A 20036-nucleotide genomic window follows, 5' to 3' on the forward strand; every position below is an offset into this window, starting at 1 on the left:
AGCGGGATTCCCTATAATGTATAGACATAAACTTTTTTCATGGAAAAAAATTATTTTTTGCAGCACTTTTTTATGTTGTTTAAACACAAGTTTTTCTTATTCACAAATGGTCAATGACACCATTATTAGTTCGCCAGATACAGCATTAACACTTGATAATAATTATAACGGTTTTACCTTTGAAAATACAATAACCGGTCAGGTTTTGGGGGTAAACCGTGGAATACTTGTTAATGCAAACAATACAGTTAGCATTACCAATGCTGGAATGATTTCTGCCATACAAAATGCAGATCGTTTTTGGGAAGATGCAGGTATTCAAAACAGGGGTGTTATTACGAGTTTTGTCAATTCAGGCACGCTAAAATCGTCTTTGGGCTTAGGGTTGTTTAATCAAGGCACGATTGGTTCAATACATAACACGCAAAGCGGCGTTATTTCATCAGATAACACGACAGCTATTTTGTCTATTGGTGCTATTGATAGTATAACCAATGATGGCGTTATATCAGGTGTTGACGCGGCTATTATTACCACGGCTAAAATCAACACTTTGACTAATTCTGGCGTTATTTCTGGCTATAATGCAGGTATTCAGTTGGATGGTCCAGCAGCGATTGATAAGATAATAAACAATAATATTATCGAAGCGCGCGGCGATCATACAACTTGGTACAATGCCGCTATCTTTACCAATGGTGGTACTGGGTATATCGGTTCCATTGATAATCATGGCCAGCTTAAATCCAGTCAATATGGTGTATTGACTTATAATGATATTGGCCAAATTAATAATTATGGCACCATTGAAACAGGCCAAAGTGCCATTATTCAAAATAGGGGTACGATTGGAGTCATTAATAATTATGGGACTATTGGTAGCAAGGATGTAGAAAACTCCCAAGCCATTATTCTTAATAATATTAATCCAATTGCACAAAGCAATGTCATCAATAATTATGGTACTATATATGCGCGTCAATCATTGGGTATTATGGTCAATAATACAAATGGCAATCAAAATACTGTAAGTATCAATAATTATAAAGATATAAGCGGTGTTGTTGGTATAGAGCTTACTGGCAGTACGGGTAGTGTTGTTATCGAAAATAGTGGCAATATTAATGGTGTTAATGTCGGTGTCGAATCCTCTTTCCAAAATGCTATTATTAAGAATTTTGAAGGTGGCGTTATCCAAGGTGGCGGCGCGTCTATTTCTGTTTCGGCAAATGGTCAAGTCTTAAATTATGGTTCTCTTTTAGGTGAAGTGAATTTAAGCTCTGCATCTCTTTACGCTCTTGGCGATAAAAGCATTATCAAGGGTAATGTAATTGGTGATGAAGATGCATTATTTTCTATTGGTAAGGGTACACAAACCGCAAATTATGACGCGCAGGATTTAACTGTAGTTAGTGTTGGAAAAATTGCCGTTGAAGCCAATTCATCTTTAAAACTGTATGACACGACAAGTTGGGAAACATTGTCTAGCGAACAAGATGCGTTTAAAAATCTAGGCACTTTATACATTAATGGTAATGTCAGCTTAAAGTCTAATGTTACGAATGATGGCATAATTTCATTCTCTTATGATAATACTTATAAGACACTAAAAATTGATGGTAATTATGCTGCCAATAATGGTCAAATTTTTATTAATACCGTATTGGGTGATAGCAATTCTTCAACCGATCAATTGCATATTTTAGGCGATGCAACGGGTAGTACTTGGGTTAATATCCTTAATCGCAATGGTATTGGCGCACTAACAACTGGAAATGGTATAAATATCATTAAAGTTGATGGTACATCTTCTGCCGATGCATTTACTTTAAAATCTGATTATTCGTTTGAGGGACGCTCAGCAATTATTGCAGGTGCTTATGCCTATTCACTTTATGCAAGCGATGCTGCGGGTAATTTTGATGGCAATTGGTATTTGCGTTCGCTTAGTACAAAAGATGATGATGATACTGAAGACAAACCAGTAAAACCAGTAAAGCCAGTAAAGCCAGTTTATTCAGCCACTGCGCCCTTATATGAAGCCTATCCGCAAATTCTTCAGCAGTTGAATAAGGTTGGAACGCTAGAACAGCGCGTTGGTAACCGCACTTGGCTCAACACTTCAAAAGATTTACAAGCCAATACAATGGATCAAGCGGATGGTCGTGGCTTTTGGATGAAGGTTGATGGTGGTACAGGTCACATTAAATCTGATATTAGTAAAACCAATTCTTCATATGATATCGATTTGGTAAAAACATTATTAGGGTTGGATTTTATTGCCCAAGAAACTGCTCATGGTAAATTTATTGGTGGTGTTTATTTCCAATATGGTCATGCAAAAGCTGACATTGATTCACGCTATGGTAATGGTGAAATAACTACAGATGGTTATGGCTTTGGTGGTACTCTAACTTGGTATGGCGCCAATGGGCTATATGTTGATGGTGTAGGCCAAGTGATGTTCTATGATAGTGATATCCGTTCCAATTGGCTAGAAAATGGATTTGGTAAGCGCGTTGTTGATGGCAATCGCGGTCGTGGTTATGCTCTTAGCATTGAGGCAGGTAAGAAAATTGCTCTTAATCAAGAATGGGCAATGACCCCACAAGTTCAGTTAAGCTATAATGATGTCGATTTTAATAGTTTCAATGATAATTATGGCGGCCATGTCAATGCAAAAGATGGTAATGCATTAACGGGTCGTTTGGGCATGCAATTTGATCGTGAAGTAAGTTGGAAAACATCAGAGGGTGATTTACGCCGTTTAAAGGCTTATGGTATTGGCAATCTTTATTATGATTTCTTAAATGGTACCAATATTAATTTGACCGGTGTTAATTTCCGTAATCGTTCAGATCGTTTCTGGGGTGGTCTTGGTACAGGTATTTCCTATAATTGGAAAGATGATGCCTTTACCATCTATAGTGAAATTGATGCGCGTACCAGTTTTACAAATTTTAGCGATAGTTATAGTTTTAATGGTACAGTTGGTTTTAAAGCCCGCTTTTAAGTGTCGTTTCTTTCATCAAAAAAAAGCAGCCAATTGGCTGCCTTTTTATTTTTAAACACTATTTATGCTATGGCTGTAATGGCAAAGCTATGAGTTTTGTTATTTATTGGGGTGCAATTACTAGTTGTAATTCATGGTAAATTTTATCAAAAAAGGAAATTTGATCGTGCTTTTTGATGATAAAGCTTTTTAAATTTGATAATTGGTTACATTTCAACCGATTTTAATGCAAATATAATGACATTGCGCCCATCTTTATTAATGTCGTCACTTTTAAATTCGGTTCGATGATTAACATAGGTGAACTTACCTTCAAAGATTAGATTTTCGCCCTCTGTTTTAAACAGAAGCAAAGTTTTTTTATTCTTTTCATGTTCGGCAATGGCTTTATTGCCTCTGGTAAGGGTCATGTCACCGGTTTGACCTTCGCCATAATAATGAAAAATTTCATTTTCCCAATAATCGTGGTAGCCGTGCTTCTTCCCATTTGTACTTGTTATTAAGAAAATCAACGGATGCTTTTGAGGAGTGATAATGCCACTTTGTTGCTGCCCGCCATAATTCTTATGTATATCTTCACGCCTATTATATAGCTTTCCTATTTCAAAACTAAGCTTCATGAGATACCTCTTTCAAAATACAGAATTGATTTGAGCATATTACAACTTATGAACGCCATCACAAATTTTGATGGCGGGCAATTTCCTTATAGCCAATATCTTGGCGGCAAAAACCTTGTGGCCAATTGATCTTATCAATGGCGGTATAGGCTTTTTGCTGGGCTTCTAACACGGTTGCGCCCTTAGCGGTAACATTTAAAACCCGTCCACCATTGGCAATTAATTTCCCATCCTTTAACGCGGTTCCAGCATGGAAGATAACAACATCCTTTTCTTTGGCTGCTTCTTCAACGCCTTCAATAATCGTGCCTTTAAGTGGATGATCGGGATAGCCTTCGGCAGCTAAAACAACGGTGAGTGCCGCCTCATTTGCCCATTTTGGTGTAACGCCTGACAGGTTGCCGGTTGCTGCCTTCTCAAGCAGTGGGATAAGATCATCTTGCAACAGCATCATTAATACCTGACATTCAGGATCACCAAAGCGCACATTATACTCAATCAATTTTGGACCATGGTCGGTTAGCATTAAGCCTGCATATAAAATACCGGTAAATGGCGCATCAATGGCAACCATGCCGCGCATTGTTGGTTCAATAATTTCGCGCATGGTTTGGGCAATAAGTTCATCACTCATGATTGATGCCGGCGAATAGGCACCCATGCCGCCCGTATTAGGCCCAGTATCACCATTACCTACGCGCTTATGGTCTTGGGCCGTGCCAAAGGGAATAGCGTTTTTGCCATCGCAAAGGCAAAAAAAGCTTGCCTCTTCGCCTTGTAAAAATTCTTCTACCACAACTTCAGCGCCCGCTTCGCCAAAAGCACCATCAAAGCAAGCATCAATGGCATTTAATGCGTCTTCCAAGGTCATAGCAACAAATACGCCTTTGCCGGCGGCTAAGCCATCGGCTTTAACCACGATTGGCGCACCTTGTTGGTGAATATAGGCTTTGGCGCTATCTGCATTGTTAAAGCGGCCATAGCTAGCGGTTGGAATATCAAAGCGGCTGCAAATATCCTTGGTGAAGCCTTTTGAGCCCTCAAGTTGTGCCGCTTGCTTGGTTGGGCCAACAACTTTAATATTAGCAGCGATCAAATCATCGCAAATGCCGGCGACAAGCGGCGCTTCTGGGCCAACCATAACAAGGTCAACGCCATTATCTTTACAAAAAGCAATAACCGCTTGGTGATCGCTAATATCAAGGCTGATATTTTCAGCAATGTTTGCAGTCCCAGGATTGCCGGGGGCGCACCATAATTTTTCTAATAGGGGGGAACGTGTCATTTTCCATGCCAAAGCATGCTCGCGCCCACCAGAACCAATAAGAAGAATTTTCATGCCACAGCCCCATTCCCTGTTAAAAGTCATCATTGAACTTTAATCTTTAAATCATCTAACATGGATGCGGCAAGCAAATAACATCAAAAAATTATGTTAAACACATAAAGCATGCTTCTTGCAAAAACAGGCTCACCTTTTGGGGGAGGGGGCAATTCTTATATGCCCTATGACAGATAATTTTTGTAAGTTAGAATAGCAAAGCTTGGCAAAAGACTTTTCGCGTATAACCTATCATATAATAACCAATTACCGAACAATCACCAATTCTTCGGCGGCACGGGTTATTGCGGTATAAAGCCAACGCTCTCTTGTTTCACGAAAGGCATAGCTTTCGTCAAACAATACCACCTTATCCCATTGTGAGCCTTGCGCTTTATGGGTGGTTAAGGCGTAGCCATAATCAAAATCATCATAGCGTTTTTTCAAGTTCCAAGCAATTTCCGCATCGGGATCTTCAAATTGCGCTTTTAATAATTTGATTTTTGCCATGCCGCGATCATCATCTTCTGGGTTTATCAAAAGATTAATACCCGGCTTTACTGTTTCTTTAGAGGATTGAAACACTTTCCAAAGCGAGCCATTAAGCAAGCCTTTTACAGGGTCATTGCGCAAGCATACGAGTTTATCGCCAGCTTGCGGATAAACAGCGTCAAAGCCTTTTAACTCCCGCAAACGTTGATTATAGCGCTTTCTTGTCCGATTGGTGCCAACCAATACTTGATCTGCCGCTAAAACCAGTTCTTGATTAACATCGTTACGGGTGATGATCCGTGCTTTGCCATAATCACCATAAGCAATATCGCGCCCCTCGCGCACATCAAGCGCAAGGCGAATAATTGGATTGTCTTTGGCTTGACGGTGAATTTCAGTTAATAAAAAATCAGGCTCTGCTTCGGTAAAAAAGCCGCCACCGGAAATAGGTGGCAATTGCCCGGGGTCACCTAGCACCAAAATCGGTGTGCCAAAACTCATCAAATCGCGGCCCAATTGCTCGTCTACCATTGAACATTCATCAACAACGATTAAAGCGGCTTGGCTAACGGGACTTTGGCGGTTAACCGAAAACATCGGCGCAATTGAGGTTTTACCAGTAATTTCGTCTTCAACCGCTTCTTCGCCGCGTGGCCGATAGATAAGCGAATGCAGCGTGCGAGCATTGCTTGCGCCTTTGGAGCGCAAAACTTGCGCGGCTTTGCCAGTAAAAGCGGCAAATTGCACCGTGCCATCAATTGTTTCAGCAAAATAGCGAGCAAGGGTGGTTTTACCCGTACCGGCATAGCCAAAAAGCCTAAAAATAGGAGACCGCCCCGCTTTTAACCAGCGAGCCACTTCGTCCAATGCTTTTTCTTGTTCAGGTGAAAACTTCATGAAAAGAACAAAACAGGATTCGAGTAAAAAGCGCAAGCTTGAACTATCTTTGTACACGCGATTTTTATTCAGTAAAGAATAACATATTTAAAACACAAGAGGATCATTATAGTAAAACATCTATAATGCTTGTTAGGAATAGTTATTGGTTAATCTAAGGTGGAAAAGGGCGCGCTATGGAAAAATTATTCACAACGATTTGGGAGGCTCGTGATAGCTATCTTATTATTCTAAACGATAATGGCATGATCTATCACACCCAAACCGGCGGTGAATTACACGATGAAGAAGAGGCGCAAGGGTTTTTGCTACCTTTTCCAATTTATAAAAATAAAGAATTTTGCCATGCTATAATTTCTTTATTTCAAAACCACTATTATCAACATAGTGACCAATGCTATTTACATCACAATCCGCAATTGCGTCAAAACTTGAGTAACCTTTTTGAAGAATTTCAACTTGCAGAGCTAATTGAATTAGATGAGGGTGAGCTCGATAAATCTTATAATCAATGGCTTTATGTTAATATTAAAGCCGGATTTCAAGATATGTTCACCGTGCCACAGCAGCAATTGCCGCTCAAAGCTGTTTTAACATGGTCTTTCAATGATCCATTTGTTGAGCGGCCAGATTACCAAATCTATGAGGAAATGGTAAAAAAATCACAAGAAATTATACTTAAGGCAAAGAGGCGAAAAGAGGAAATGGGGCGCAATGGATAAGGCTAATAATCCACCTAACAAGGCGTTTAAGCTGATACTGCATATCATTTGCTTTATTCTTGCCTGTATTGTGGTTATAAATGCCGAGCTATCGCTTATCGCTGATACATGCAATCAAGCAATGTCGGATAGTTTTCAAGGCATTGTCTTTTCGGTGATTATTTGGGCGGTTCTCATTGCACTAAATCTTAAAAGCAAAAGCTATTTAAACTTTTGGATAAGTTTGCTGTTACCAAGTTGCTATTTTATTGCCGTTTTACCGCGCAGCATTGCGGTATTTAACCATGTTGTTATGAACAATCAAAATATTTGCACGATAAATATGATGAGGGTTGAAAGTCGTATTGATACGGCGGACTTGGTTGGTGGGTTTTGTTGGCTTTTCCTAAGCTTTACAGCAATTTATATTTTTGCCCTTGGCTTATGGCGGCTTTTAGCTTGGGGCAAAAAACAATATACCAAACATAAAAAAGCGCTTTAGCAAATGTTAGGCAGCTAAAGCGCTTTTTAATTTCTATTTTTACCAATCTATATTTATTCTTTTACAACGCCAACAAATGGCAATTGGCGGTATGAATGGGCAACGTCCATGCCGTAGCCAACCACAAATTCATCAGGGCATTCAAAACCAACATAATCGGCAGAAATATCTGCTTGGCGGCGTGTATGCTTGTCAAGAAGAACGGCAATGCGGCTTGATTTGGCACCGCGTTCACTCACCAAATTTTGCACAAATTGCAAAGTGTTACCTGATTCAAGAATATCATCAATCAGCAAAACATCGCGGCCAGCAATATCACTATCAATATCATGGACAAGGCGGATATTACCGGGGGTCTTGCTTTCGCCATAGCTTGATACCGTGATAAATTCAACCGATGAAACGATGCCAGTCTTATGCAAAGCACGGATCAAATCGGCAGCAAAAACAAAAGAACCTTTTAAAATGGGCAAAACCAAAAGACGGCTAGGATTTGAAGCTGCAATTTCGGCGGCAATAAGATTATTGCGCTCTGCGATTTGTTCTTCTGAAAAAAGAACATCAATTTGTCGACCGTCTATATGGGGCATTAACTTTTTCTTTTTGCTAGGAATTAAGAATCAATGGGGAATGGGCTCTATTTATAAGCTATTGAGGATTGGCGCAAAGGAATTCGTTAAAAAAAACTTTTTCCCAAGCTTGCAACCATTTTTTTTTAGTTTTAGCTAGGCTTGAAAACTAAGTAGATGATAAAAGTTGTTTTTAGCGCTGGCCTTAATGCAAAAGATTGTAAATGCCGACTAATCACCTCAAAATTGCCTTATAGAAATATTTAATTAGGGTTAAGCTAAAAATCATCAGCCATAGTTTCATATGTCTTAGGTTAAAACCGATTAATAATATTTGCGACAAGGTTAGGGGGCTAATCCTAAATTGGTTGTTTGAGTTCATGAATATCAATCTTAATGAAATAATTAATTTTACTCATGGGTAAAAGGCTTTTAAAAGCTGCAAGCAGAAAAAACAGGGTAAGTATTACGTGATTCGCTTTGATAATGTAGGTTTGCGCTATGGTATGGGGGCTGAAATTTTAAAAGATGTCAGCTTCAATATACCATCAGGCTCATTTCAATTTTTAACTGGTGCATCAGGTGCTGGCAAAACCACGCTTTTGCGTTTGATGTTTTTGGCATTAAAGCCAACGCGTGGGCTTATCACCGTTTTTGATAAGGATACATCCTTGCTCGCGCGTAATGAAATGCCGCAATTGCGCAAGCGCATTGGCATTGTTTTTCAAGATTTTAGGCTTCTTGATCATTTAACCACTTATGAAAATGTGTCGCTGCCCTTGCGCGTGCGGGGCCGTGAAGAACACACCTACCGCGCCGAGGTAGAAGAATTATTGCATTGGGTTGGCCTTGGCGAGCGCATGAATGTTTTGCCCCCTGTATTGTCTGGCGGTGAAAAACAGCGTGCAGCTATTGCTCGTGCCTTGATTGATCAGCCTGAAGTGCTTTTAGCCGATGAGCCGACCGGTAATGTTGATCCGCCAATGGCACGGCGTTTATTGCGCTTATTTATTGAGTTGAATAGGCTTGGCACTGCGGTTGTTATTGCCACCCATGATTTACCACTGATGGACCAAGTTGATGCACGCCGGATGATTTTGGAAGAGGGAAAGTTGAAAATTTATGACTGATGCTGTGCAGCAAAAATCACCCAAGCGTCCAATTGGCCGGTTTTTGGGAAAAAAATCCAATGGTCTTACCCCGATTGTTCCTGAAGGTGACATTCGTGGTTTTGCTTTGGCTGTAGTGCTCACCATTATGACATTTTTAGCAAGCCTTTCCCTTGGCGGTGTTAATCTTATCAACTCTTATGCAAAAAGCTGGCAATCGGATATATCGCGTGAAGCAACAATTCAAATTATGCCGGGCGATAATGTCAACATGGAAGACGCGCTTAAAAATGCTGTGCGGCTGGTTACTGACTTTCCGGGGGTTAAAGAAGCGCGCGTTCTTGACCGGGAGGAAACGCAAAGCCTGCTTGAACCCTGGCTTGGTAGTGGTATTAATGTCAGTGAGTTGCCAATTCCGCGCTTGATTATTGTGACCTTTGATCAAGGTACAGCTCCCGATACTTTTAGTTTGCGTGAGCTGGTTAAGCAAAATGTGCCTAATGCCTATTTTGATGATCATCGCATGTGGGTCGATCAATTATCTAGCGTTGCCAATAGCTTTGTGGCAGTTGGGCTTGGTGTCTTTATACTGGTGCTTGTTGCATTGATTTTAACCATTGTTTTTGCAACACGTAGTACACTTTCTAACAATAACCATATTATTGAAGTCTTGCACTTTATTGGAGCCGAAGCTGGATTTGTGGCGAGACAATTTGACTGGTATTTTTTCAAAACCGGTTTAAAAGGGGCGACTATTGGTGCTTTGGCGGCTTTGTCGCTATTTTTTGCTTTTTCTTTTTGGTCATCTTATAATAGTCAATCCCCGCAAGCTATGGAATTTACCATGTTGCTTGGTACCTATTCTATCGGCTGGTTAAGCATTGTTGAGACGTTTTTACTTATTTTCTTTGTGGCATTTTTGACCATGTTTACTAGCCGTATTACGGTCATTCGCCAATTGCGCGAAATTGACAGCAAGGAAACAGGCTTTTTTGCTATAAATGCGTAACAATTCATTCTAAAGTATAAGTCCTTATCATTTTCTGACTGATAAGGACTTTTTAGAGCGTTTTTTGAAAAGTGTGAAGCGGTTTTCGGACAAAAAACGCGATGTAAACAATGCATTAGGGCGCCGATCTGATCCAACTAGATCGAAATGCACTCTAATGTTGATACTTAAATCAGCGATTTTACAATGCGTTCTAATAAAGCAAGATCTTGTGGGCGGGATAAGCGATGGTCGCCATCATGCACAAGGGTTAAAGTCACATCATTGAGCGGCAAATGTTCCATCAGCTTCATAGTTGATTGATAAGGAACCACATCATCTTTCATGCCTTGGATAATATGCACTGGACAGCCAGTATCAATAATGCCTTTTAAAACGAGATTATTAGCGCCATCATTAATTAGTTTTTTTGTATAAGGAGTGGAGCCATATTCTGTTTCAATTGTAAAATAGCCTTGTCGAGCCAAATCTTCGCGGTTTTGGTCGGTAAGACTTGGTTCAACAAGGGTTTTGGTGAAATCAGGCGCTGGTGCCAATAAAATAATTGCTGCTGGTGTAATGTTTTTCTTCTTTAATTCTTCAACCATTCGCAAAGTAATCCAACCGCCCATGGATGAGCCGATCAAAATTTGTGGGCCGTTACTAAAATGCTCAAAAATAGCAAGGCTTTGGGCAAGCCAAAGAGAAATTGAGCCGTCAAAGAAATCGCCTTTTGATTCACCATGGCCTGAATAATCAAAGCGTAAAAAACTATGGTTTTCTTTAACCGCCAATTCTTCTAAAAATACTGCCTTTGTTCCAAGCATATCTGAACGATAGCCGCCAATCCAGACAAGCCCAGGAGCTTTGTCGCCTGTTTTTTGGCGTAAAGCAATGTCAATACCTTCAACATTATAAAATTGCGCGGGGGTTTTATCAACATTGGTCATCTCACCATATCCTTTATTTGCAATGTCTATTTCGCTAGCCATGCTATCATATTTGTTAAGGGGCAGATCAACTTAATTTTGATAAAATATGAAAAGAAAATTGGCGGCATCATTTTGACGGCGGCAAAGCTATTGTGAAAATTTAAACCTATTTTAAAACGCCTCCAACAAAGCTGCAATCAATAGTGACATAAAACTCATTTATATATTTTGATAGATTAGTAGGTCCTAACCCTAGGCTCAGGACTCATTAATTAAGATAGAATATTACGGTTGCGGCGATGCATATAGCCGAGAAGAAGGTGTGTGCACATCGGTCATAGCGTGTCGCGATGCGCCGCCAGTCTTTTAGCTTGGCAAAGAGGTTTTCGATTATGTGACGCAACCGATAAGTTTGCCTGTCATAAACTATCTCGGTGGTTCTGCCCTTTCTGGGCGGAATGCAAGCCTTTATTTTTTTGTCAAGCAATGCCTGCCGGAACCAGTCAGCATCGTACCCCCGGTCTGCAATGAGTTCCTTGGCATCTGGCAGATGCGCTAGCAAAAGAGCGGCTCCTTTGTAGTCACTCATCTGCCTTTCAGTTAGTAGCAGACATATTGGCTTTCCATTTTGATCGCAGACCGTGTGCAGCTTTGAATTCAAGCCGCCTTTCGTGCGCCCGATACGGCGGGGAATATCCCCTTTTTTAACAGGCTGGCAGCCGTGCGATGCGCCTTGAGGTGTGTGGCGTCAATCATGATGCGTTGAGGTTTTGGGCCCTGTCCGGCCAGCATTGCGAAGATGCGGTCAAATACACCCAACCTGCTCCAGCGGATAAAGCGATTATAGAGCGTTTTATGCGGACCATAACCGAGGGGCGCATCTTTCCATTGCAGACCATGTTTGATGACATAGACAATGCCGCTGATAACGCGCCTGTCATCGACACGAGCAACCCCATGAGACAGTGGAAAACAGGGCGATATTCGCGCCATCTGCTCTTCGCTCAATAAAAACAAATCACTCATTAGTTTCACCTCCACAAAACCAATGAATCACAAATCAACAAAAAAAGGAATCCAAAAAATTAATAGGTCCTGACCCTAAACAAGATTAATATAATTAACTATTTTTATAATGCCATTATTTCTAATCTAAGACTAATTGCTGATTACTTATTGGTAGGGGTAAATATTTGTAAATCAGGTAATATTGTTATTTAAAAAATTATACTTATTATGGCTATTTGATAGCAATTTAAAAAATCTGCGTTCGATTTTACTGGCTTTGCGTTAAAGCATAATAGAATCACTATGTTTAGTCTATTTGAGTTCTTGTTTGATAATTGCTTAAGTTTGGGGTGATTTCTTTATATCAAATATAAAAAAATAGGGTCAATTGGTTACTGAAAAGCTTGATAATAACTAAAAATAGGCTTTTTTAGTGCAGCTTGGTCAATTGTCAGCAGTTTAATAAACTGATAAACTACAATTTATTGGCTATTCAATTGTAAAGTTCTTGCATTTATAGTCAAAAATGTGCAATTTGCTCAAACTTGAAATGTGGGGTTCCCACATTTATATATATAGGCGGTTAAGCCCTTTAAATTAGAGAGATTTAGAGCCTAACTGTTCTGGTAATGTTAATAATTTTAGGAGAATAAGACCATTCGCCGACCGTTTAAAGCAACCCCCGTTCAAAAAGACGGGCCACGTTCTAATCAAGATATCCGTGTTCCACGCATCCAATTGATTGATGCGGAAGGGCAAAATCATGGAAATATTGCAACAAGTGACGCACTTGCTATGGCACAAGAGGCAGGGCTTGATCTTGTAGAAATCGTGCCTAATGCTGAACCGCCTGTCTGTAAAATCATTGATTTGGGTAAATTAAAATATCAAAATCAGAAAAAAGCAGCAGAAGCGCGCAAAAAGCAAAAGACGGTTGAGATTAAAGAAATCAAGATGCGTCCCAACATTGATACCCATGATTATGAGGTGAAAATGAAAGCTGTTGCACGTTTCCTTGATGAAGGCGATAAGGTTAAAGTAACATTGCGTTTCCGTGGTCGCGAAATGGCGCACCAAGAATTAGGCATGAGATTGCTTGAGCGCATGAAAGAGGATACTGCTGAAATTGCAAAGGTTGAAGCAGAGCCTAAACTTGAAGGCCGTCAAATGATGATGGTTATTGCGCCGCGCTAAACCAAAGGCAAAATCAAGATCACGCAGTTATTTGCATGGTTTGATAATTATAATTTGAAGCCTTGGAGGGAATAGATTTCCTCCAAGGCTTTTTTATGATTACTATTCACATTTGGGTTGAATGCTAAGGTGTGGTTTTACTTTATAGCTAAATTGTTTTAATCTATTGACCTAGCCATCTGGAATGAAGTTTAAAATGCTAAAAAAACTCAATAAGATTATTATGTTTATCGCTTATGCTGCGATGCTTGCCTTGTGCATTATTTTGCTGGTTGTATCGTTTAGTAAAGCGCAGGATAAAGAAAATAATGATAGACTTGCCGTTTTGGGCACACCTGTCACCATGCAGCCACCGCAAGGATTTAAACCATCAGCTGAGTTTACGGGCTTTTTAAACCAAGATACCAATGCTAGCATTGTGGTTGCGGTATTTCCTGATGATGTTGCCCCCCAAATTGGTAGCCTATTTACCAATAGAGAAAATTTTACCAAGCAAATGGCAGCGCTTGGTTTTGAAGTGCAAGGCGTAAGCGAATTGCAGCGCATTAATTCCGATGTGCCGCTTATGGTTTATAAAGGCATTCAGACAGATCAAGGTAAAAAATATGATAAATGGGCAACGCTGATTGCCCATGGCGGTCTTTATATGGTGACAATTCAAGCCCCTCAAGATAATCCGTTAAGTGAAGAAGAAGTTGATGCCGCATTTCAATCCATAGATTTTACCGCCAATTTTACACTTGCGGATCAAATTCTTCATTTACCATTTTCTTTTGTGAGTGAAGCACCTTTTGAGCCGAAAGCAACCATTCTTGGTAATGGTGTCAGTCTTGAAATGAAAGATGCAAGTGGCAAGACTGGCGATGCAACAATTTTTATTTTACGCGATAGCCAAGCGCTTGATATAAATAATGCGATTTTGGCGCAAAATCTTTATCTAGCCTCAATTATCAAGGTTTTTAAGCTACAAGAAACCACTATTGAGCGCGATGAACAGTTTTTGCAGCGCAATGGCCGCTTGTTGATTGGTAGTGGTGTCAGCGCAGATGGAACTGAGCAGGATATTATCCTATATAGCGCGATTGATAATGACCAACACCCGATTTATTTACAGGCGCTTGCGCCAAAAGGTGAATTAGCGGCTTATCAAGCAATTATTCAAAATATTGCAGCAAGTGTAAAATCTAAATTATAATGGCAAATAGTTTCTTATTGCGGCGTTAGAGCGTTTTTCGGATAAAAACGCGCTGTAAACAATGGATTAGAGCGCTGATCTGATCCAATAAGATCGAAATGCGCTCTAAAAATAGTGAGATGAACGGCTTGCGATTATAAGATCAAGAGTGGATCATCTTTAACTGCCTTGATGGTAAGGGCAGTTCTAACCCCGTCAACATTGGGGGCAGCAGTCAAGCACTCGATAACAAAAGTTTGGAAACTGCTAAGATCGGGGGCAATGCAATAAAGCAAAAAGTCAGATTCGCCTGATACCATCCAAGCTTTGCGCACAAAAGGCCATTCATTGGCGCGTTCAGCAAAAGCTTTTAAATCGCTTTCTGCTTGGTGGTGCAGGCTGACTGAACAAAAGGCAACGAGATCTTGCCCTAAAATTTTGCCACTAAGCAAGGCGCTATAGCCCTTAATAATGCCAAGTTGTTCAAGCCGGCGCACCCGTCTTAAACAGGGCGGCGCTGAAATGCCAATTTTTGCTGCAAGTTCAACATTGCTCATACGCCCATCATCTTGCAGCTCTTTTAAAATCTTCCAATCGGTTTCATCAAGATCTGCTTTGATCGGCATTGCATTCCAGTCCTTAAAAATAAAATGATAAGCCTTTAAGGCAAAAAATATATTGCCTAAAGATGCCCAATTATTGATTGGATTATCAAATATGAATTCCATTTAAATATATTGAGCTATAATCAATTTAGATTAAACTAATAATAATTTTGGCTCAAATATGCGTCACGCAAAATGAATCATAAGAAATGATCTAATTTACTTGGCGACAAGTTTTACCATTGAATTTATAAAAGGTCACGCAATAAAATTACTTGTTAGAGTGGTTTTTTATGGCAATCATTACCAAGTCGCTTGATGCAGGTGGTAAAATGATTGCCGTTGTTGGTTTAAAGCGTTTTTGCGAAAAGTGTGAAGCGGTTTTCGGACAAAAACGCGCTATAAGCAATGGATTAGAGCGCCGATCTCACCCAATCAGATCGAAATGCGCTCTAAGAGCGCAGCGCAGTCATAGGGGATTGTCGCCATGCCATGAAGGCAGGTACAAGACTAATGATGGCGGCGGTAAAGATAAGGCGCAATAAATTGCCAAGATCTTCATCGCTTAGCTCAATTGGCAATGGAATACCACTTGCTTGCCCTAAATGGCTAGCAATGACATGGCTTACTAAAAAGCCGCCACTATAGCCAACGGCTATACCAACCATAATCAACACCATCAATTCCAGCCATACCATGGTTAAAATTACACTGCGCGAGGCGCCAAGGGCACGCAATGCACCAATTTGGCGGCGCCGGTCATGGATATGGGTAATTGCCACAAAGATAAGTGCCGCAGCAACTAATATTTGCGCCCCATCAGCAATAAGGCTCAACAGCTTTCTGACATCGCCAAGTGTACCATAAAGGTTGGTTAAAATTTCACCGGGAAAGACGGCCAAAGCTTGATCATTGCGATAGGCTTGGCGAATTTTATAAGCATCTGCGATCGATTTTGGTTTGACGATAACCGCAGGCACTCCCGGTAAACCGGAAGCGGATAGCCGATGGTCGTGTTGACTATTATTGTAATTTTTAAAATCAAGGCTTGGATATGTCGCTTCAGCATTGTCTTTGGTGTCTTTTTTATCTTGGTTTTCTTGGCTATTTGCGCTATCTTCCTCACTTGGCTTTTTATCATCGCCTTGCTTGCCAAGGCCATGGACATTCCAAACAGTTTCAATTGGTACAAAAATTGCCTTATCCCAAGCTGTGCCAGATGGCTTTAACTTGCCAATAATCTTATAGCGAACGTCAGTGTGGATATGGCCGCCTTCACTAAGGCTGCCATGCATGGGAGCAATGTGCTTACCAATGGCAATATCCACATGAGCACCAATAACCGCTTCACCATCTTTTGGCATAAGGCTGCCACTTTCGACATCATGAAAAATGCTTTTTAAGATTGGTTCATCAACGCCGATAATTGGATAATCTAAAAATGTGTCGCCCATGCCAACTGGGCTTGCAAATTCCACTCTTGGATCATTTTTCAATTGTTGCAATACATCGCCCGACATTAAGGGCAGGGCAGAGGGTTGCAAAAAAACAGTTGAAAGCACCAATTGGGTTGGGCTGCCCGGCGCACCGATTATAATATCAAATTGGTCTGCAGCCCTTGCGCTGCCAAGGCGAATAGCGCGCTCCATTAAGGTAACGGTTAAGCCAAGGGTAACTGCAAAGCCAATTAAGATAATGATAGCCATAGCGCCAAGCCACATGCGCCTAAGGTCAGCTTTAATAAAACGTATCATCGCTTTTACAGCCTTTCATCTTTTACAATGCGGCCGCTATTTAATTCAAGTCGCCGATCCATGCGTTTTGCAAGCTCAATATCGTGGGTGACGATAATCAAACTGGTATTTTCTTCGCGCCCTAATTGCTGGATTAAATCACCAATGATTTTACCATTATCGCCGTCAAGACTGGCGGTTGGCTCATCGGCTAACAATATATCGGGCTTACGAAGCAAGGCGCGTGCAACGGCAACCCGTTGCATTTCGCCGCGTGACATCATTTTAATATCGCGTTCTGGCTTTTTTAAATTGGTACGCTCTAAAAGCTCTAAAGCGCGTTTTTTATCATCCGCGCGTACAAGACCAGAAAGCGCCAAAGGCAGTAAAACATTATCAATTGCACTTAGACCTTGAAAGAGATGAAAATCTTGCATGATAAGACCAATATTTTTGCCACGCCATTTATCGCGCTTACCTTGAGATAGGGTGTAAATGTCACTATTGCCCCATTTAACCGCACCTTTATCTGGCTTGGTAAAACCGGCAAGCACATTAATAAAGGTTGTTTTGCCGCAGCCCGATGGTCCGGTTATGGCTAGATGCTGGCCGCTTTCAAGCGTAAAATTGGCAATATCAAGGGCTGGCGCTTCAAGACCAGAAAATTGAATCTCTAAATCCATTATATCAAGGGATAGCATTTTATACCTGTCACTTATAGTCAATCAACGCGATATTGCGCATCAAGCAAGCGTAATTGGCTCACAAAGCCAGTTTCTGGATCCGTCCAAGAGCCGACATCAAGGCGGCCAGTGACGACAATATTTTGCGATGGTTGAACAAAGGTTTGCTTTTTATCCAAATAAACAACCACAATATTATCAGGCCAGTCGGAGTCTGAGCTGCAAAAAGGGCAAATGGACATGGGAATTTCAGTCAGTACAAAAAACTTGGCTTCAGCTTTTAATGGCGGTGCCATAAAGCCGCGCATATCAATTTTCTTTTGGTTAAGGTCATGAACCTTTTGGGAAAACTCAAGCCCAAGTACGGTTATTTTGCTATAAAGTTCGCGGAACTTTAATTCTTCCGACATTGCTGGAGTTATAAAAGCAATAAAACCAAGCGAGCTAAAAATTAAGCAAAAGACCCGTCTAAAAAAAGTGCGGTCCAGCATTTGGGTAATTCCTTGCCAATCAAATGGCGAATAATGCAAAAAATCAGTGGTTGAAGCCTTAGCAATGTCGCATATTACTCGATTTTATCAGTTGCAGCATGCTTTAAACGACACTTCAAAGACGTGGCTGGACATAAAACCCAGCCACGCGGCACATTAATCAAATGCCTATTGTAGATTCTGGCAGCAAAAGGCATTTGCCTATTGCGCGTTATTATTCGCCTTTGCCACCAAAGCCCAATGCGTCAGCAAGAACTTTATAGACATCGCTTTGTTCCATATAACCACGGAAGTTTTCTGATTGTGGACCTGTTGCTTGCAACACCACATCATCAACCGCATGGATTGCTGTGTCGTTAGAGCGTGGCAAATTACCGGCTCTAAAGACTGCACCAGGAACATCCTTATAGGCTTCGTTGGCTACATATTCGCCTTTTTCATTTTTGACAGCAGGTACAAATGGGCCATCAAGCTTGGGGCGGAATGTTTCATAATAATCAGGGAAGTTGCTAGAAAAGACCGCAAGGCGGTGGCTAACATCAACGCGGTCTGGGAAACCATCGCCATTGCTATCAACATAATTAGGGAAACCGGCATGCTGATAAACACCAACTTTTTCGCGCATTTCATCGCCAGCAATTTCATCATTCACTGTACCAACAACAGAAATACCATGGGTATGATCGCCGGTTACCACAATTAAGGTATCTGGGTGGGTTTTAGCAAATTCCATGGCAACGCCAATGGCTTGGTCAAATTCGATTGTTTCATAAAGAGCGCGATCCCAATCCATAGGATGGGACATTTTATCAATTGACGCGCCTTCAACCATTAAGAAAAAACCGTTTTCATTTTTGGATAAACGCTCAAGGGCAACCTTGGTCATATCAACAAGGCCGGGTTGTTCTGGGAATTTTTCAACCGTACCTTTTTTAAGCTGTTTACGGTCAAGAACCGTATCAAGGTTGCCGGTATGGAAAAGACCAAGCAATGGACCATCGCTGTCATTAGCGGCAAGCAATTCTTTTTCAGATGTTACCAATTTATAGCCAGCATCTTGAAATTTTTGGATATAATTAATGTCGTCTTTACGTTTTGAGCCATTGGTGGTTTTTGGCAAGAAGTAAGCAGAACCACCACCTAGCAAGACATCAGGTTTAACATCAAGCAACATGCCAACAATTTCAGGCTTGTCATAACGATTGCGCGTATGGCTCACCACTGCAGCAGGTGTTGCATCTTCTACTTCGGCTGTTGTTACAATACCAAGGGATTTCTTGGTGGTGCGGCGTAAGGCCTCGGCGATATTTTCAATGCGAGGATCATCAAGGCTATCAGCTGTGCGGTCAGCATAAACGCCAATTGCATTAACCGATGATTTATGCCCTGTCATATAAGCAGACATAGTATTAGCACTGTCGGTTGCAATTGAGTTAACCGCTGATGTGCCGATAAAGGCCATACGGTCAAGATCATCCATATTAAGGCGGCCATTGGCCTTGCCCTCGGTCATGCCTTTTGACATGATACGCGCGCCAGTTCGGTGAGCAACCGACATGCCATCACCAAGCAAGAAGATGACGTTTTTGGCTTTTGGCGTTGCAGATGCGCCATAAACATGCCAATTGACGGTTTTTTCTTCATTGCCAGCTTTTACAACAACCTTATATTCGCCCGGTTCGCTAATTTTTACATTGCGAAGAATAAGGGCGGAACCAAGTTCCTTGTCGTCTTTGCCTTTTTCAACTTCGACAAATTCGCCTTTTTGACCAAGGGCAGAATCATAATCCTTGCCATTGATGGAAATAGAAATGTCGCCAGCTTTGATTTTATTGTCAAACTCAACCTTGAAATCAAAAGGCGAGTTGGCAAGAACCGTTGCACGATCAATGGGATAGACGCTCGCAGCTGAAGCTGCCGACATCATAAATGTAGACGCAATAAGGGTAACTAATAAAGAACGCATAAGATAAGCTCCAAGTTTATCATGGAGCGGAAAATATG

Annotated in this window: 18 protein-coding genes; 7 read left to right on the forward strand and 11 right to left on the reverse strand. The window is 41.0% G+C overall.

Translation table 11 applies throughout. The annotated features are described in order from the left end of the window. Positions 1–16: 16 nt before the first annotated feature. On the forward strand, positions 17–3013 hold the full coding sequence (locus N6A79_RS02280; RefSeq protein ID WP_268546816.1) for an autotransporter family protein: 2997 nt from the start codon (positions 17–19) through the stop codon (positions 3011–3013). 206 nt (positions 3014–3219) lie between these two features. On the opposite strand, the gene N6A79_RS02285 is transcribed toward N6A79_RS02280, so the two are convergent. From N6A79_RS02285 to N6A79_RS02295, 3 genes are all read right to left on the reverse strand, one after another. Next, positions 3220–3633 carry a hypothetical protein gene (locus tag N6A79_RS02285; protein ID WP_268546817.1) on the reverse strand — a complete coding sequence of 138 codons (414 nt, stop codon included), beginning with the start codon at positions 3631–3633 and terminating at the stop codon, positions 3220–3222. A 58-nt stretch (positions 3634–3691) separates the two neighbouring features. Continuing rightward, positions 3692–4972, reverse strand: coding sequence for a phosphoribosylamine--glycine ligase (purD, locus tag N6A79_RS02290; protein WP_268546818.1), 1281 nt, complete (start codon positions 4970–4972; stop codon positions 3692–3694). A 249-nt stretch (positions 4973–5221) separates the two neighbouring features. Beyond that, on the reverse strand, positions 5222–6343 hold the full coding sequence (locus N6A79_RS02295; protein ID WP_182418721.1) for an ATP-dependent DNA helicase: 1122 nt from the start codon (positions 6341–6343) through the stop codon (positions 5222–5224). Positions 6344–6519: 176 nt separating this feature from the next. On the opposite strand from N6A79_RS02295, the gene N6A79_RS02300 reads away from it, so the two are divergent. Both N6A79_RS02300 and N6A79_RS02305 read left to right on the forward strand, forming a co-directional pair. After that, positions 6520–7065 carry a DUF6210 family protein gene (locus N6A79_RS02300; RefSeq protein WP_268546819.1) on the forward strand — a complete coding sequence of 182 codons (546 nt, stop codon included), beginning with the start codon at positions 6520–6522 and terminating at the stop codon, positions 7063–7065. After that, positions 7058–7546: a hypothetical protein gene (locus N6A79_RS02305; RefSeq protein ID WP_268546820.1), complete on the forward strand. Its 489-nt coding sequence runs from the start codon at positions 7058–7060 to the stop codon at positions 7544–7546. Before N6A79_RS02300 ends, N6A79_RS02305 begins: the two co-directional genes overlap by 8 nt. Before the next feature lie 53 nt (positions 7547–7599). Here N6A79_RS02305 and hpt read toward each other — a convergent pair whose 3' ends face one another. Next, a complete protein-coding gene (gene hpt / locus N6A79_RS02310; RefSeq protein WP_262079743.1) occupies positions 7600–8136 on the reverse strand; it encodes a hypoxanthine phosphoribosyltransferase in 537 nt (178 codons plus the stop codon). A gap of 449 nt (positions 8137–8585) precedes the next feature. On the opposite strand from hpt, the gene ftsE reads away from it, so the two are divergent. After that, on the forward strand, positions 8586–9245 hold the full coding sequence (gene ftsE, locus N6A79_RS02315; RefSeq protein ID WP_182418725.1) for a cell division ATP-binding protein FtsE: 660 nt from the start codon (positions 8586–8588) through the stop codon (positions 9243–9245). After that, the gene (locus N6A79_RS02320; protein ID WP_268546822.1) at positions 9238–10233 is read left to right on the forward strand and encodes a cell division protein FtsX; all 996 of its coding nucleotides are present in this window, start codon (positions 9238–9240) and stop codon (positions 10231–10233) included. The genes ftsE and N6A79_RS02320 overlap by 8 nt, the downstream gene beginning before the upstream one ends. Before the next feature lie 167 nt (positions 10234–10400). Here N6A79_RS02320 and N6A79_RS02325 read toward each other — a convergent pair whose 3' ends face one another. Both N6A79_RS02325 and N6A79_RS02330 read right to left on the reverse strand, forming a co-directional pair. Next, a complete protein-coding gene (locus N6A79_RS02325) occupies positions 10401–11162 on the reverse strand; it encodes an alpha/beta hydrolase (RefSeq protein WP_268546823.1) in 762 nt (253 codons plus the stop codon). Between the two features lie 250 nt (positions 11163–11412). Further along, positions 11413–12170 (reverse strand): IS5 family transposase gene (locus N6A79_RS02330; RefSeq protein WP_263499871.1). Its coding sequence is split into 2 segments (ribosomal slippage): positions 11413–11837 and positions 11837–12170, totalling 759 coding nucleotides; the frame shifts between segments, so codons are not numbered across the junction. Between the two features lie 639 nt (positions 12171–12809). Between N6A79_RS02330 and infC the strand changes: the two genes are divergently transcribed. Together infC and N6A79_RS02340 are read left to right on the forward strand one after the other, a co-directional pair. Then, on the forward strand, positions 12810–13346 hold the full coding sequence (infC, locus tag N6A79_RS02335; protein WP_182419605.1) for a translation initiation factor IF-3: 537 nt from the start codon (positions 12810–12812) through the stop codon (positions 13344–13346). 196 nt (positions 13347–13542) lie between these two features. Further along, positions 13543–14541, forward strand: a complete 999-nt coding sequence (locus tag N6A79_RS02340; RefSeq protein WP_268546824.1) for a hypothetical protein — start codon at positions 13543–13545, stop codon at positions 14539–14541. 134 nt (positions 14542–14675) lie between these two features. Here the strand turns inward: N6A79_RS02340 and N6A79_RS02345 are convergent, their stop codons facing one another. From N6A79_RS02345 to N6A79_RS02365, 5 genes are all read right to left on the reverse strand, one after another. Beyond that, the gene (locus N6A79_RS02345) at positions 14676–15146 is read right to left on the reverse strand and encodes an Lrp/AsnC family transcriptional regulator (RefSeq protein ID WP_182418729.1); all 471 of its coding nucleotides are present in this window, start codon (positions 15144–15146) and stop codon (positions 14676–14678) included. Positions 15147–15577: 431 nt separating this feature from the next. Beyond that, positions 15578–16879, reverse strand: coding sequence for an ABC transporter permease (locus N6A79_RS02350; RefSeq protein ID WP_268546825.1), 1302 nt, complete (start codon positions 16877–16879; stop codon positions 15578–15580). Positions 16880–16884: 5 nt separating this feature from the next. Further along, positions 16885–17559 (reverse strand): ABC transporter ATP-binding protein, encoded by a 675-nt coding sequence (locus N6A79_RS02355; RefSeq protein WP_268546827.1) that lies wholly within the window; start codon positions 17557–17559, stop codon positions 16885–16887. 20 nt (positions 17560–17579) lie between these two features. Further along, the gene (locus N6A79_RS02360; protein WP_182419606.1) at positions 17580–17951 is read right to left on the reverse strand and encodes a hypothetical protein; all 372 of its coding nucleotides are present in this window, start codon (positions 17949–17951) and stop codon (positions 17580–17582) included. A 295-nt stretch (positions 17952–18246) separates the two neighbouring features. Then, on the reverse strand, positions 18247–19998 hold the full coding sequence (locus N6A79_RS02365) for an alkaline phosphatase (RefSeq protein ID WP_268546828.1): 1752 nt from the start codon (positions 19996–19998) through the stop codon (positions 18247–18249). Positions 19999–20036: the final 38 nt, after the last annotated feature.

Origin of the sequence: Bartonella sp. HY761 (assembly GCF_026743145.1) — a bacterium.
Lineage (GTDB): Bacteria > Pseudomonadota > Alphaproteobacteria > Rhizobiales > Rhizobiaceae > HY038.